Source organism: Vibrio fortis (genome assembly GCF_000695685.1).
Lineage (GTDB): Bacteria > Pseudomonadota > Gammaproteobacteria > Enterobacterales > Vibrionaceae > Vibrio > Vibrio fortis_A.
Genome location: NZ_JFFR01000023.1, coordinates 80556 through 96067 on the forward strand (window position 1 = coordinate 80556; position 15512 = coordinate 96067).

General features: G+C 45.7%; 14 protein-coding genes and 1 pseudogene. 11 read left to right on the top strand and 4 right to left on the bottom strand.

What is annotated here, in order from left to right; translation table 11 throughout:
* Positions 1–24: 24 nt before the first annotated feature.
* From nlpI to VFDL14_RS10280, 3 genes are all read left to right on the top strand, one after another.
* A complete protein-coding gene (nlpI, locus tag VFDL14_RS10290; protein ID WP_032551552.1) occupies positions 25–945 on the top strand; it encodes a lipoprotein NlpI in 921 nt (306 codons plus the stop codon).
* A gap of 142 nt (positions 946–1087) precedes the next feature.
* Positions 1088–1495: a MarR family winged helix-turn-helix transcriptional regulator gene (locus VFDL14_RS10285; protein WP_032551756.1), complete on the top strand. Its 408-nt coding sequence runs from the start codon at positions 1088–1090 to the stop codon at positions 1493–1495.
* A 126-nt stretch (positions 1496–1621) separates the two neighbouring features.
* Entirely contained in the window at positions 1622–2959 is a 1338-nt protein-coding gene (locus VFDL14_RS10280; protein ID WP_032551553.1) for an MATE family efflux transporter, read from the top strand.
* A 69-nt stretch (positions 2960–3028) separates the two neighbouring features.
* Here VFDL14_RS10280 and VFDL14_RS10275 read toward each other — a convergent pair whose 3' ends face one another.
* The 3 genes from VFDL14_RS10275 to VFDL14_RS10265 all read right to left on the bottom strand — a co-directional run bounded on the left by VFDL14_RS10275 (position 3029) and on the right by VFDL14_RS10265 (position 7116).
* A complete protein-coding gene (locus VFDL14_RS10275) occupies positions 3029–3907 on the bottom strand; it encodes a U32 family peptidase (RefSeq protein WP_032551554.1) in 879 nt (292 codons plus the stop codon).
* A 17-nt stretch (positions 3908–3924) separates the two neighbouring features.
* Positions 3925–4938: a ubiquinone anaerobic biosynthesis protein UbiU gene (gene ubiU, locus VFDL14_RS10270; protein ID WP_032551555.1), complete on the bottom strand. Its 1014-nt coding sequence runs from the start codon at positions 4936–4938 to the stop codon at positions 3925–3927.
* A 138-nt stretch (positions 4939–5076) separates the two neighbouring features.
* Positions 5077–7116, bottom strand: a complete 2040-nt coding sequence (locus VFDL14_RS10265; RefSeq protein ID WP_032551557.1) for a bifunctional diguanylate cyclase/phosphodiesterase — start codon at positions 7114–7116, stop codon at positions 5077–5079.
* 260 nt (positions 7117–7376) lie between these two features.
* Between VFDL14_RS10265 and ubiT the strand changes: the two genes are divergently transcribed.
* From ubiT to rimI, 4 genes are all read left to right on the top strand, one after another.
* A complete protein-coding gene (gene ubiT, locus VFDL14_RS10260; protein WP_032551558.1) occupies positions 7377–7904 on the top strand; it encodes a ubiquinone anaerobic biosynthesis accessory factor UbiT in 528 nt (175 codons plus the stop codon).
* Positions 7888–8391, top strand: a complete 504-nt coding sequence (locus VFDL14_RS10255) for a GNAT family N-acetyltransferase (protein WP_032551559.1) — start codon at positions 7888–7890, stop codon at positions 8389–8391. The genes ubiT and VFDL14_RS10255 overlap by 17 nt, the downstream gene beginning before the upstream one ends.
* Positions 8392–8537: 146 nt before the next feature.
* Positions 8538–8936 carry a DNA polymerase III subunit psi gene (locus VFDL14_RS10250; RefSeq protein ID WP_032551757.1) on the top strand — a complete coding sequence of 133 codons (399 nt, stop codon included), beginning with the start codon at positions 8538–8540 and terminating at the stop codon, positions 8934–8936.
* Complete coding sequence (gene rimI / locus VFDL14_RS10245) at positions 8929–9375, top strand: ribosomal protein S18-alanine N-acetyltransferase (RefSeq protein ID WP_032551560.1); 447 nt, start codon at positions 8929–8931, stop codon at positions 9373–9375. The genes VFDL14_RS10250 and rimI overlap by 8 nt, the downstream gene beginning before the upstream one ends.
* Positions 9376–9464: 89 nt before the next feature.
* Here rimI and VFDL14_RS10240 read toward each other — a convergent pair whose 3' ends face one another.
* Positions 9465–10451 carry a PstS family phosphate ABC transporter substrate-binding protein gene (locus VFDL14_RS10240; protein WP_032551561.1) on the bottom strand — a complete coding sequence of 329 codons (987 nt, stop codon included), beginning with the start codon at positions 10449–10451 and terminating at the stop codon, positions 9465–9467.
* A 217-nt stretch (positions 10452–10668) separates the two neighbouring features.
* Here VFDL14_RS10240 and VFDL14_RS10235 point away from each other — a divergent pair, with 217 nt between their 5' ends.
* From VFDL14_RS10235 to VFDL14_RS10225, 4 genes and pseudogenes are all read left to right on the top strand, one after another.
* Positions 10669–12666 carry a putative bifunctional diguanylate cyclase/phosphodiesterase gene (locus VFDL14_RS10235; RefSeq protein ID WP_032551562.1) on the top strand — a complete coding sequence of 666 codons (1998 nt, stop codon included), beginning with the start codon at positions 10669–10671 and terminating at the stop codon, positions 12664–12666.
* 146 nt (positions 12667–12812) lie between these two features.
* The gene (gene prfC, locus VFDL14_RS10230; RefSeq protein ID WP_032551563.1) at positions 12813–14393 is read left to right on the top strand and encodes a peptide chain release factor 3; all 1581 of its coding nucleotides are present in this window, start codon (positions 12813–12815) and stop codon (positions 14391–14393) included.
* 107 nt (positions 14394–14500) lie between these two features.
* Positions 14501–14696 (top strand): annotated as a pseudogene (locus tag VFDL14_RS24555) (hypothetical protein).
* Complete coding sequence (locus VFDL14_RS10225; RefSeq protein ID WP_032551564.1) at positions 14635–15435, top strand: TatD family hydrolase; 801 nt, start codon at positions 14635–14637, stop codon at positions 15433–15435. The pseudogene VFDL14_RS24555 and the gene VFDL14_RS10225 overlap by 62 nt, the downstream one beginning before the upstream one ends.
* The last annotated feature ends 77 nt before the right edge of the window (positions 15436–15512 follow it).

Here is a 15512-nt window from a genome sequence, read left to right on the forward strand (position 1 = left end):
CGGTCATAACAGGAGTAAGTATTTGTGAAATGGTTTCAAACCGCGAGTCTGTCTCTGCTGCTTGTTTTAACAGGTTGTGCATCGACAATGGACAGCTCAGCTCAGCGCTGGGTCTATCCACCTATGGCTGTGCCTCTGCAGCCGAGTGTGCAGCAAGAAGTTCAGATAGCTCGTTTATCTCAATTGTTACAAAGACCTGACCTTGGTGATGACGTTCGAGCTAAGATGCTATTTGAACGCGGCAACTATTACGACAGCGTCGGCTTGCGTGATCTCGCTCGACTCGATTTTAATCAGTCTTTATCTTTGAATCCGGCACAACCTGACATCTTTAATCTATTGGGTGTTTACTTTACCCAAGTGGGTGAGTTTGATGCTGCTTATGAATCTTTCGACTCAACATTAGAGCTTGATCCAAGCAACTCATACGCAGAACGTAACCGCGCTATTGCCCTTTACTATGGCGAGCGCTACGAGCTGTCAAATGAAGAGATGCTTAAGCACTATAATGATGATCCAAGTGACCCATTCCGTGCGCTATGGCTTTACATCATTCAGAGTGAGCTGACGCCAGAACAAGCACTAAAAGATTTGCAGTCACGCTACCAAGATCGTGATGAGCAATGGGGCTGGGTACTGGTTGCGATTATGCTCGATGAAATTTCAGAAGAGCAGGCATTCAAAGCGATCTTGAGTGGTACTCGTGACAACACATTGTTGGCGCAGCGTTTAACCGAGACCTACTTCTACTTAGGTAAGCGTTATCATTTGCGCGGTGACTACGCGAATGCGATCTCTCTTTACAAGCTAGCGGTGTCATTCAATGTTTATGAGTACGTAGAGCATCGTTACTCTTTCCTTGAGCTCGGTCGTATCTTTATGGACCTTAAGGAAGAGCGCCTTGCGCAGGCTAAGCTAGAACAAGCAAAAGCTGAAGAGAACTAAATTAGTCCTTTCAAAATAAATCTCAATAAAGCCGCTCTGATGAGCGGCTTTTTTATGTGGCACACTTTTTCTGATTGCAATTTAATCAACTTGGATTAAAATAGTTAGCATTGCTAATTAAATGTGGGTTGTTCGAAGAACTGTGTTGAATGAGAACCTAGAAAAGATCGAGCGATTTGCATCGAAAATATGGCGAACGCAATCGAAAGAGGATCCAATTGGTCAGCTTAGCTTTAATGAGTATGACTACCTCAAGGTCATTGAGGCGGCTAAAGAGCCCATTCGATTAACGGACCTTGCAGAAGAGATGCAAGTGACTAAACCCTCTGCGACCACTATGGTGCAGCGCTTAGAACGAAAAGGATTGGTCGAGCGACGCCCGAGCCCTGAAGATGCACGTTCGAAGCTAGTTGTACTCACAGCAAAAGCTGAAACGGGCCTAGAGGAAGAGAGTAAGATCTATCAGGTTATGGCAAACACATTAGAGAGCCAGTTAAGCGAGCAAGAAATAGAGCAGCTGAACTTATTGTTGAATAAGGCCCTCAAGTAAAAATTTGATTATTTAGTTAGCCTGGTTAACTAAGTGGTCGGCAGGATGAGCGCAGGTTTCAAGGACAACAGAAACGTCATCACTCACTGGTTATAGTGAGATAACAGTAGAAAGTAAGAGTAGAAGATGAGTCAGTCAATCAGTCGTCAATTTTGGCGCTATACAATCCCAACCGTGGCTGCAATGTTGGTCAATGGTTTATACCAAGTGGTTGATGGTATTTTCATTGGTCGTTTTGTTGGTGCCGATGGCCTTGCCGGTATCAACGTGGCTTGGCCGGTGATCGGTTCAATCCTCGGTCTAGGCATGCTTGTTGGTGTGGGTACGGGAGCTTTAGTATCGATTCGCCAAGGGGAAAAAGATACCCAAGGGGCTAAACAGATCCTCGCTACTGGTCTCACTCTATTATTGGTGTTGACGCCGTTCGTCGCTGGCGTTCTTTTCTTCTTTGCAGACGATTTTTTGCGTTGGCAGGGGGCGGAAGGGCGCGTATTTGATCTTGGTTTACAGTACCTACAGATTCTGATTGTGGGCAGTGTCTTTACCTTGGGTTCTATCGCGATGCCGTTCTTACTACGCAATGACGACAGCCCAAATTTAGCCACTATTTTGATGGTGGTTGGTGCGGTGATTAACATTGTGCTCGACTATCTATTCATAGCATGGCTGAACTGGGAACTGACAGGTGCCGCTTTAGCAACAGCAATCGCTCAGCTAGTGGTAACAGGTTTAGGCTTAGCTTACTTCTTCTCACGCAGAGCGAACTTGCGTCTACGTTGGAGTGAGCTGAGACTTAAGCTTGATGTGATTCCACAGATCTTCGCTATCGGTACGTCGAGCTTCTTTATGTACGCTTATGGCTCGATGATGGTGGCGCTACATAACGCGTTGTTTGCACAATATGGTAACCAACTGATGATTGGTGCGTATGCGATTCTCGGCTACATCGTGACGGTTTACTACCTCACAGCAGAGGGTATCGCCAATGGTATGCAGCCACTAGTGAGCTATAACCATGGCGCTAAGCGTCACGACAATATTCGCCAGCTGCTTAAGATTGCGATGGTGAGTTCAGTCTTTGTGGGTATGGTCTTTATTGTGCTGTTGAACATCTTCCCGAGAGAGTTTGTATCGGTGTTTAACTCAGAAGACCCGCAGCTAGTCGAGTACACGGTATTGGGGATTAGACTGCATATGTTCGCTCTGGCGCTTGATGGCTTTTTGGTCGTCGCTGGTGCTTACTATCAAGCCGTAAACAAAGGCAGCAAAGCGATGTTTGTAACGGTAGGCAATATGCTGATTCAACTGCCGTTCTTGTACATTATGCCGAAGCTGTTCGGTGTACCGGGAATCTGGATTGCTTATCCACTGTCGAACATCGCGCTGAGTGTGGTCGTGATTCTGATGTTGGTGAAAGATGTAAAGAAGCTCAATACGCAGCCGCTGCAGACAGCAACAGCTTAATGAATTAAGAGTTTATTGATAAAGAAAAGGTCTAGCTATTGCTAGACCTTTTTGTATTTGGGGCTTGGCTTAGATGTTTTTTACTTCCAAACCTGCTAACTGATGCCAGTAGCCGTTGCACTGACGGTCAGCAATCTGAATTGGGTTCTCACCCTTTTCATTAGCTCTAAAGTTATTGAGCTCAGAGAAGGTATCAATGCCCAATGGGCTTAAACGAACCACATCAACCAAGTCATGCATATTCGGCAAATCATTGATCAGGTTGTAGCAGTAACCTGACTGGGTTTGAATGCCGTTTAGGTTGAAGACTGACTGTCCTTCTTGGCTCTCTACTTGAAGGCCGGTTGGGTACTTAATACAGCACGTCTCACAATCGTCCTTCGCTTTGTTCTCCGCGCGAGCCGTAAAGCAACGAGCAGAGTAGGCCAAAGGCAGGTAGCCGTGGCTGAAGACTTCCACTTCAAACTTATTACGAATGTTGAGCTCTTCACACTGAGTCATCACGTTTGATAACCACTCTCGAGACAACTCAACAGGCATACACCAACGAGTCATGCCCTGCTTAAGAAATAGGTTCAGCGTGTGCGCGTTGTAGGTGTTGACCGCTGGGCCAACTACGAATGGAACTTTACTTTCACTCGCAAGCTGAATAGCCGATACATCGTTGGCTTCAATCGCAAAGTCGCCATTGTCGACGTACTTTTTCATGATGTTTACTTCGCTTGGTGCTTCCAAAAGCGCCATAGTCGATAGTACGACTTGCTTGCCTGAAGCTGAAAGTTCTTTGGCGATATCCAACCAGTGCTTTGCTTTCATCTCGCGGCGTTTCGAACAGACCGCTTCACCAAGGTAGATGATGTCAGCCGAGCTTGTCTTAGCTTGCTCGTAGAAGCTCTCTACGTCTTGTCTTGGCCAAAAATAGAGTAGTGGGCCTAATGCGTATTTCATTGTGTTCTCCATCAATCCTATTGCCATTTACGGTGGTAAGCGCCAAGCGTGGTTTGTGTACCTTCAGACACGTTCGCTAGAGCCGCATCCCAAGCGGCTTCAACTTGGTAAGCCTCTGGGTTTGCTTGGTAGCGATCAATGGCAGCGCGCCAAGTGCGAGTCACTTGTTCTACATAAGCTGGGCTACGTTGACGGCCTTCGATTTTTACTGACGCTACGTTGGCTGCAAACAGCTCTGGCAGCATCGATAAGGTGTTTAGGCTGGTTGGTTCTTCTAGGGCGTGATAACGCTTACGCTCGCCTTCGATTTCAGCTTCGAAGCGGCCCTTACAAAGGGTAGGGTAGCCAGCGTTTTCACCTTGTGCGTACTTGTCGATCAAGATTTCATTGAGGCGAGATTCAAGCCCGGTTTCAGTCTCTTGCCAGCGCACGTATTTCGCTGGAGAACAGGCACCTACTGTATTTGGAGATTCACCTGTCATGTAAGACGAGAGGTAACAACGACCTTCGGCCATAATACACAGGCTACCGAAGGCAAATACTTCAAGGTCTACATCTGAAGAGATATTGCGAGACAGCTGTTTTACTTGGTGAATAGAGAGTACGCGTGGCAGTACCACACGCTTCACGTTGAAATTTTTGTGGTAGAAGTCAATGGCTGCAGCGTTGGTCGCTGAAGCTTGTACCGATAGGTGTAACTCCATATGCGGGTACTTATTCGCCGCGTACTCAAGAACAGCAATGTCCGCCACGATCAGCGCATCCACACCTAATGCAGCGGCTTGGTCAACAGCATTGGTCCAGCGTTCAAAACCATTAGGGTGAGCGAATGTGTTGAGTGCGATATGAATTTTTTTCTTGCGGTCGTGGACGTATTCAACGGCACGATCTAGCTTCTTGCCAGAGAAGTTCAGGCCAGCAAAGTGGCGTGCATTAGTGTCGTCTTTGAATCCGATGTAGACAGCATCCGCACCACAGTCAATGGCTGTTTTCAAAGCAGGTAAGTTTCCTGCTGGGCATAAGAGTTCCATTTGCTCACTACCAGTAGATAAATTTGAAGCGAGCATTTTATGAAGAAATGTGAACGTCAGAATTGATGTAAGGCAGGTTTAGTCGGATAAATCCGCTTTTACTCCGTTTGAGGTAGAGCAAAACCTAAAAATGGTGGGCTAGTTTTTATGGCGACGGTTCTGGGCAAACAACTCTTCAACTTCCTGTTTTGGTTGAGGTCGATAGAAATGGAAGCCCTGAATTGAACTACAGTTGAGGTTCGAGAGCAGTGTCGCTTGTTCGCTAGTTTCAACACCCTCAGCAACCACAGTCAGGTTTAGTGATTTACCGAGGTTGATGATGTTTTCAATCACCGTAACTTGCTTTGGTAAGGTATCAATGTCGGTGATGAAGGCACGGTCTATCTTCAACTCGTCAATTGGGAAACGAGCCAAGTAAGAAAGTGATGAGTAACCGGTACCGAAATCGTCGATCGAAAGGGCAAAGCCAAGTTTCTTAATGGCGTTAAGCATCTGAAGCGTGTGTTCGCTGTCACTCATTACAGCACTTTCGGTTAATTCGAAGGTGATAGCGCTTGGGTCGAGCTCTGTAGTTCGTAGCAGCTTTTCCATGTAGTCGATCAGCTTAGGGTTACCAAACTGCTCAGGGGAAAGGTTGATCGCTACGCGACCTGGCAAGATCCCTTGAATCTTCCAACGCTTAACCGTTGCAAACACCTCACGCATCACCACTCGACCTAGCTGTTCAATCAAACCCGCGCGCTCGGCAACTGGGATAAAGGCAGCAGGGCTGATGTAGCCTTCGACTGGGTGTTTCCAGCGTACCAAGGCTTCAGCACCATTGATGGTGAAGTCACGGGCGTTGACCTTAGGTTGATACCAAACCTCTAAACCATTTTGCTGCAGTGCTTTCTGAAGTTCGATTTCAAGCCAAAGACGCATACGAGCTTCTTTGTTCATCTGCTCATTGAACTTAATTAAGCGGTTACGGCCTCGGTCTTTGGCTTCATACATCGCAGTATCGGCATTTTGCAGCAAGATACGCGCATCGGTACCATCTTGAGGAAAGCTGACACTACCAATGGAACAAGCCAAGCGTTTGCTAAAATGGTGAAGATCGAACGGCTGATTGATCAGAGCAATGATCTTTTCAGCTAGGGCTTCAACGGTCTTTTTGTGTTCAGGCTCTGGCAGGATGATACCAAATTCATCACCACCCAAATGACCTACTACCGCGCGTCTTGGTAATAGACGCTTAAGGCGAGATGCGACCTCTTTAATCACCTTGTCACCGATGTGATGACCCAGTGAGTCATTGATATTTTTGAAGTTATCAATGTCTAGGTACAACATCACCGCTGGCGTCTCATTATGAATAAACTGCTCTAAACGTTTGGTGAACCCAACACGGTTATACAGCTTAGTCAGGTCGTCAATGTAGGCATCTTCATTAACGTTGGTGGTGAGGGTTTTGGGTGCTTCTTGCGCGTCTTGAATCAGGACTAATTGGGTAGTGCTTCCCAACAGGGCAGTTGAATCAATATGCAATTGAACCTTACGCTCAAAACCGCAGCGCGCGCCAGTTAAGCAAACCAAACCAGACTCAGAAACAATAGAGCTGAGCTTATTGCTGAAGACTGTTTTGGTTTGCTCATCAATGAATAGGCGTCCTAGCTCTTCGCCAAGTAACTCAGATGGAGAGTTAAAGCCGAGCAAGCGAGCTGCAGCTGGGTTAGAAGAGAGAATGAAATCATCTTCAACGAGAAGAAGTCCGTCTGGTAGTAAGTGAGTCAGCTTATGGAATTTGGCTTCAGACTCTTCGAGTGAGCGGACAAGAACTTGATTTTCAGAGGTGTCAAAGGCGTGAAAGACAATGTAGTCGGTGTCTTTTCCGTTAGACAGTGGCGCTAGGCTAAAATGAAGGCTGGTATCGAGGTCGGTTTCGTTGAGCGTAATTTCCGCCTCAATGGATTCACCTTTGAAGGCGCGCTCGTAGTATGGCTTCAGGTGTTGGTAGAACTGCTCACCAAGGGTTTGGCGGTCGTTCATTCCTGTTAACTCTGATTGGTTTAACCCCGCAATATCACAGTAGCGCTCATTAACCATAAAATAGTTATGCTGAGCATCAAGAACAGCAAAAAAGAAAGGACTATTTGCTGTGAGCTGTGAAAACCAATGTTGTAGTTGCTGGGGAGGCATCAAAGTACTACCAATTCTCCAAAAGCTTGAGTATTCATTATAGATGAATGTTTATTACTAAATGATGTAATTTTAGCTATTTACCTAGCATAGCAGCAATTCTGCGACTGTTCTTATTACCAGAGTTACTATAACTATGATTTTGAGGATATTAAAGTACAAGCATCAAACCGAAATTAATTTGATACATAACAGGATTTGAGCCTTTAAGATCACTTAAGATGAGTGCCATATTATTGATAAAGTTACGGATAAGTCACGTGATAAACAAGGTTCGCACTCAACTAGTTCAAAACGCCGCATCAATTTTGCGATCTCCAGTCCAGTTATTGCCAAAAACAGTACAAAAAAAAGCCTTATTAGAAGCACTTAAGAATGTTTTCAAGGAAGCGCTGGAAGATGGCGACTTTGAGTTTCTTGAAGACAAGTGGTTAAAAGTGTCGATTAAAGATATGGGCTTGAGTTGGTGCATCAGCTATCAAGATGAGCAACTGGTTGTTGCAGATAAAGAAGTGACAGAAGACGTGAGCTTTAGTGGCAACCTGAACGACCTTGTTTTGATCGCTGGACGCAAAGAAGACCCAGATACTTTGTTCTTTCAACGCCGCCTTTCTATTGAAGGGGATACCGAGCTTGGTCTAGAGGTGAAGAACCTGATGGACAGTGTAGATTTAGACCTACTTCCGGCTCCAATGAAAATGTTATTGAATCAATTAGCTGATTTTGTGCAGAAGGGGGTACAATCGCCTCAGACACAAAATGAGGTAATGAATGCTTATTCGAACTGAGGCACCTGCAGACATACTTGCAATTGACCGCTTGCTGAAATCTGTTTTTGAAACGGACGCAGAAGCGAACCTAGTGATGAGCCTGCGTGAAAACAGTCATCTGACGCTGTCTTTGGTGGCATGCTCTGATGAAGGTGAAGTGGTTGGCCACGTGATGTTTAGCCCACTGACCCTAAAAGGCGAAGACCATAATTGGCAGGGTTTAGCGCCATTAGCCGTACGTGAGGACTTTCGTGGTCAAGGCATTGCTCGAACTTTGATGGAAGAGGCCTTTTCGTCACTGCGCGACTTTGGTTATCCAGCCTGTGTGGTTCTGGGCGACCCAAGCTTTTACAGTAAAGTCGGTTTTAAGGCTGCGAGTGAGTTTGGTTTTCAGTGCCGTTGGGATGTTCCTGAAGGCGCCTTTCAAGCGATTGAGCTGGTGGAAGGCGTGTTCTCTGGACACAGTGGTACTATTGAGTACAGCCCTGAGTTTAATGAGCTCTAGGCGAGTGTAACCCTCATCGACTTCGCCAGCACATAAGATGCGGATAGAAGAAACGTGACCAATAGAGATAAAGGAGCTTGATGCTCCTTTATTTTTTGTTAGTATCAGCTCGATTCAACCTTGGGCTCAGTCAAATAGGCACAGACATGTCACAGATTCATGCGCAGTATTTACAGGAAATGGGAATTACTCAGTGGGAACTGAGCCACCCTGAACGTCTGGCTGGTTATCAGACCGAGCTCGTTAAACTGCCTGAAACATGCCAGTTGCTATTAGTCTCACCAGAAAAGCCTCAAGGCGCGCTAGCTGAGATGTTTGAGCGAGTGCTAAAAAGCATCAAACTGGAACTGTCACAAGCGCAATATGTCCATCCAAGTGAGCTGAGCCATTTTGATTTAAGTTCACCGCAGTGGGTATGGTTTGCAGGGTGTGAATCCGATACTGATATCACAGCGAAAATGCTGCAATCCCCTTTATTATCTCAGATTGATGGTAACAATCAGCAACGCCGCGCTCTGTGGCAGCAAATTTGTTCTTATGAATAGTCAATTTATTAGCATGTCAGACGCGCACCTTGATGCGATCTGGCAGATTGAGCAACAAGCTCATACTCACCCTTGGTCACAAAACATGATTCGCGATCTCGACAGCCGAGGTGGTTGCCATCATGTGATGCTAGTCGATGACGAGGTGGTTGGTTACTTCTATGCGCAAAACATTGTTGGTGAAGTAACACTTCTCAATATCGCTGTTGCCCCTCATCATCAAGGCAAGGGATACGGCAAGGCGTTGATTGAACATTTTCTAGTTGTGTGCGAACAGGCAAAAGCAGAAAGTGCATGGCTTGAAGTCCGTGAAAGTAATATCAACGCGTTTGGTCTGTATGAGTGGGTTGGCTTCAACGAGGTGGATCGTCGCCGTAACTATTACCCAACGACCACCGGTAAAGAAGATGCAATTATCATGAGTTACATCTTCTTTTAACTTGTCACTCGCTCACATCGATATTGGCAAAGCTCAACTTAGGTTGGGCTTTTTTATTGCCCTCAGCCTTTTGATATCAAAGCAACTGTTTAGTTACGCTCCATAAAGCGTTCGAAGTTAGTACTTAGCTCTTTACTGTTAAATACCGAACCCATGGTCTGTGTTTCAAAGATTGATTGGGCAGCGCTCTGCATTTTCGGAGACAATGGGATATAGCCAGCAGTACTCACGACATACGATAGATGCTTTTGATTTAAGTAGTGCTCGATGAACTGATTGACGGAATAACGATTGACGGCTGCTTTGTTAACGTAGATAAACAGAGGGCGGGAAAGCGAGTTGTATTGGCCACTGGTGACACTATTGATACTTGGAGCGATGGCTTGCTGCTCGTCATTGGAAATTGAAACAGCCTTGAGTTGGGTTTGATTGTTTTGGTAATAAGCAAAGCCTAAAAATGCCAACGCATTTGGGTCGGTAGCGACCTTTGAGGCCAATAGATAATCGTCTTCATTGGCGATGTGGTCACCGCGCAGCTCGTCGCCATTAAGAACAACGTTGGTAAAGTAGTCGTAAGTCCCTGAGTCGCTTCCTGGAGCATAGAGCTTGATCGGCTCTGCTGGGAAGCTTGGATTGAGCTGATGCCAATGCGTAATGGTTTTCTCAGAAGAGGGGTGCCATAAGGTTGCCAGCTCCTCAAGGGATAGGTGTTGTAACCACTCGTTGTCTTTACTGACCACGAGTGTGATCGCATCGAGCGCAATGGGCAGTTCTAGAAACTCAATGCCGTTTTCTCGACATAAGGCTTTTTCTTGCGTTTTGATAGGGCGGGAAGCGTTAGAGATATCCGTCTTACCACGGCAAAATTTGCGAAACCCGCCACCAGTCCCGGTGACACCAACCACTATCTGTGCGACATCTTTCTGTTGCATCATAAATTGCTGAGCAAATTGACGAGTGATGGGATAAACCGTACTTGAACCTTCGATCTTGATCAGATCTTTTGCCATGCCCATCGTTGGCCATAGAGACAAACAGATAACAGTGGTGATTGCTTTGTGTAAGAACCTTTCCATCATAGTGTACGTTACGCTTCTATCGGCCAGCATTGTCAGATTTAATCAAGCCACCGAAATATACGGTGTTGGACTTGCTTATACAATGCGCACCTATCAATATTCATCAAAACTTCATAAGTGACTGAAATGTTTAGTTGTTCATTAATTTGAAACATTGATGAATTAAGGTCGATTTATTCCCAATCTTTTTGTCCTGATTATGTTATTCCCCAAAATGCTAAATAAACGAAAGTTCCTATTCACCTCTTTATTAGCGTTGCTGGTGGTAGCGTCGACGACAGTCCTCGTCATGCAATCGACCGATCTCTTGATCAAAAAGTCCCCCCTTGCAGAAGCCGCTGCTGAGATAAAGATTAACGGCTCTCTGGCTTATTTATGGTTTGATGAAATTGTTTCTGGCGATACAACCCAATCGATCCAAGAGGTTTGGTACTACCTAGAGATTGCTGATTGGCATGTAGGGGCGTTGCTCGATGGGGGAGAGAGCATCATGGGCAGCTATCAACCGATCAGCGATCCTGAACTTCGAGAGCGATTGATGATGCTACGCCAAACACTGGCTGAGTTTCGCCAATATGCAGGTTCGCATTATCAACAATCGGTTTTAGAAACGCCGTCACTGGGATTAAAGACTGACGAGTATTATCTCGACTTCGCCAGTCAGGCGGATGAGATTCAGCGCGTGATTAAAACTAGCTATGAGTCAGGCATTGCCAGCTATACCAAAACCAGCATTACCTTGATTATCGCAGCTGTCTTTATCGGTGTGTACTCGCTTCGTGTTCAGTTTAAGCATGAACAGAGCCGAGACTTACTATTGAAATCGCTCACTGACGCCAAGTCTTCTATCGAGCTCAAGAACAAACAGCTTCATACTCAAGCTTACTTCGATCCTTTAACCGAGCTGCCCAACCGTACTCTGTTTCTCGATAGACTCGGGCAGTCGATACTTAATGCTCAACAGACTCAGCGCCCGTTCGCGTTATTGTTTCTCGATCTTGACCATTTTAAAGAGGTTAACGATCTCTATGGTCATGCCGCAGGTGATGAACTGTTAAAGCAGGTCGCACAGCGCATAACACAATCGATTCGAGTGACGGATCTCTCAGCGAGATTCAGCGGTGATGAGTTCGTCATTGTTTTGGAACACCTGCGCGATGTCGATATGGCGGTGAGTGTCGCCAATAAAATTGCCTCGAAACTGATTAAGCGTTTGAGAGAGCCTTTTGAACTGAAACACGTAACTGCAGAAATCACAGCGAGTATTGGTATTTCGATTTACCCAGACGATAGCACTTCTCAACACTCTCTGATCCGTTACGCTGATGATGCGATGTATCACGCCAAGTCACTAGGGAAAAACAATTTCCAGTTCTATTCCAAAGAGCTCAACTACATTGCGATGTCGCAAAAAGAGTTGGAACGCGATTTAAGGCAGGCGATCGACAAACAGCAGTTTGAGATTCACTACTTACCAAAATGGGCGTTGAAGTCAGGTGATTTGGAGGGTGTTGAGGCACTAGTTCGCTGGAAGCATCCAATTAAAGGCTTGATGTACCCAAATGATTTTATTCCTGTTGCGGAAGCGACGGGGCAAATTCGTCAGATAGATCTGCTGGTGGCTGAGCTAGCGTTGGCGCAACACAAAAACTGGCTTACCCGCGGTATTGATATCGGCGTAATGAGTCTTAACATCTCAGCTCGAAGCTTAAAGCATCCTCAATTCTTTGATGCTTTAAAGCGCGTGATTATTTCTAGTGGTGTGGCCACGCATAGGATAGAAGTAGAGATCACTGAGACTGTGATGATAGAGAATGACCAATTCGCACAAATCATCTTTAAAGAGCTGCACCAGCTCGGCGTTCGTATCGCTCTCGATGATTTTGGTACTGGCTTTTCATCGCTCTCTTATCTTAAAGACTTTGAGTTCGATACTCTGAAGATCGATCGTAGCTTTGTGATGGACTATGTCACCAATTCGACTTCACTCGTTCTACTCAAGAGCATGATCCAGATAGGCAACGAGCTTGGAGTAGCAGTTATTGCCGAGGGCGTGGAAACGTTGCAGCAGCAACGAGACTTGATGTCTATGGGATGTGAGATAGGCCAAGGGTTCTATCTTACTTCTCCTCAAACCGCAGATAGATTGATAGAGAATCTTAAGTTGAACTCTGCCTCTAATGTTGTGCCCATGTCCGGCACTTTAGGCTAGTGTAAGCCGCCGTCACTCTAACTCTCTGACTTTTTCTAGCTCAGGCTTTAGAAAGCTGGGCGACTTCTGTATAATCCGCACACAAAATTCAAGGGCAAGTCTCAACAACTTGCCCTTTTTACGCTTTAGATCAGCAAAGGGCGACTATGTCTTTCCAACAAGAAGTGAGCAAACGTAGAACGTTTGCGATTATCTCTCACCCGGATGCGGGTAAAACCACGATTACTGAAAAGGTTCTTTTATTCGGAAACGCGATTCAAAAAGCGGGTACCGTAAAAGGCCGTGGCTCTAACCAGCATGCTAAATCTGACTGGATGGAGATGGAAAAAGAACGTGGTATCTCGGTAACCACGTCTGTGATGCAGTTCCCGTACAATGATTGCCTAGTAAACCTACTAGATACTCCGGGACACGAAGACTTCTCGGAAGATACCTACCGTACACTAACGGCTGTTGACTCATGTCTAATGGTTATCGATGCTGCAAAAGGTGTCGAAGACCGTACACGTAAGCTAATGGAAGTGACACGTCTACGTGATACTCCAATCGTAACCTTCATGAACAAATTGGACCGTGATGTGCGTGATCCAATGGAAGTTCTAGATGAAGTTGAAAGTGAGCTGAGCATGGCGTGTGCACCAATCTCTTGGCCAATCGGTTGTGGTAAAGAGTTTAAAGGTGTTTACCACATTCACCGCGATGAGACGATCTTATATGAATCTGGCCACGGCCATGAGATCCAAGAAGTTCGTATCATCAAAGGTCTAGATAACCCGGAACTGGATGCAGAAGTTGGTGCAGATCTAGCTGAAAGCGTTCGTGAAGAACTTGAACTTGTCATGGGCGCGTGCCCTGAGTTCGACCATGACCTATTCCTAGCGGGCGAACTAACACCGGTTTTCTTCGGTACTGCATTGGGTAACTTTGGTGTTGACCACATGTTAGATGGCCTGACTGAGTGGGCGCCAATGCCGAAAACTCGTCAAGCAGTTGAGCGTGATGTCGAAGCGACAGAAGAGAAGTTCTCTGGCTTCGTATTTAAGATCCAAGCAAACATGGATCCAAAACACCGTGACCGTATTGCATTCATGCGTATCGTATCGGGTACTTACTCTCAAGGTATGAAGATGAACCATGTTCGTACAGGCAAGAATGTAAGTATCTCTGATGCGGTAACCTTTATGGCGGGCGACCGTGCACGTGCTGAGAAAGCATACGCGGGTGACATCATTGGTCTGCATAACCACGGTACAATCCAGATTGGTGATACCTTCACTCAAGGTGAGTCACTGAAGTTCTCTGGTATTCCTAACTTTGCACCAGAACTGTTCCGTCGTATCCGTCTACGCGATCCACTAAAACAGAAGCAGCTACTTAAAGGTCTAGTTCAGCTTTCTGAAGAGGGTGCGGTTCAGGTATTCCGTCCACTACAGAACAACGATCTGATTGTAGGTGCGGTTGGTGTGCTTCAGTTTGATGTGGTTGTAGCTCGTCTGAAAGCGGAATACAACGTTGAAGCGATCTACGAGAGCGTGAACGTTGCGACAGCACGTTGGGTTGAGTGTGGTGATGCTAAGAAGTTCGAAGAGTTCAAGCGTAAGAACCAGACTAACCTAGCGTTGGATGGTGGCGATAACCTAACTTACATCGCACCAACTATGGTTAACTTGAACCTAGCGTCAGAGCGTTTCCCTGATGTAGAGTTCCGTGCAACTCGCGAGCACTAATCTATTGATGACGGTGCCAACTCACTGAGGTGGTGCTAGTCGAAGTGATTAAAAACGTCTATTGTTCTGCAATAGGCGTTTTTTTATGTTTGCCTTAAGGAGAGTGGATGTTTCAAGTCATTAAAAGATGGATTAAGCAGTACGATAAATGGTGTAAAGAGTTAGGGTTAACACCAGAAAATAAGCGTAGTTGCACCCCTTATCGTAGCGATCCTCAACCTGAACCGAAAGATAAGCCGTAATGTCGATACCGCTATTCGATACCCATTGTCATCTAGACTTCGACGTCTTTTCGTTGGGTGACCAAGACAGTTCTGCAGCCGCTCAAGACTATCTCATAGCCGCTCAGCAGCAAGGCGTTGAGAAGGTTGTCGCACCGTCGATTGGTCAAACTAACTGGAAAAAGCTTGAAAAACTGAGCTCGGAACACTCTAACCTTTACTATGCGTTGGGTTTTCATCCTTACTTTCTAGCGACAGCGAATGAGTGCGAATTTGCTCAACTTGAACAGCATTTAAGTGGCGCTTCTGAGCAGTGTATTGCGATAGGGGAGTGTGGCTTGGACTTCTTTGTGGATGTGGATATCGATAAGCAAGAACGCTTTTTTATCCATCAGATACAGCTTGCGGCTGCTTTTAAACTGCCTCTGATTATCCATGAGCGGAAATCACATAACCGTCTTATTCAGCTTATTAAGCAGCAAAAATTCACCAACGGTGGAGTTATTCATGGTTTTTCGGGCAGCGAGCAGCAAGCTTTAGAGTGGATTCGCTTGGGATTCTATATCGGTGTTGGTGGAACGATAACTTACCCTAGAGCGCAGAAAACGCGCACTACTATCGCTCGTTTACCCCTTGAATGGGTCGTTTTAGAGACGGATGCACCGGATATGCCGATCTGCGGTAAGCAAGGAAACATTAATCATTCCAAATATTTAGTTACGATATTAAATGAACTTGTTTCGCTCAGGAAAGAGTCAAAGCAATCGATTGCAACTCAAATATGGCAAAATAGCCATCAGCTATTCGGTATATGTGAATAAAATCTAAAGTTTTTGTTTATCGTTTGCGTGTTTTACAGTTGTATCGTGACATGGCTCACAGATGTAAATGAATGATA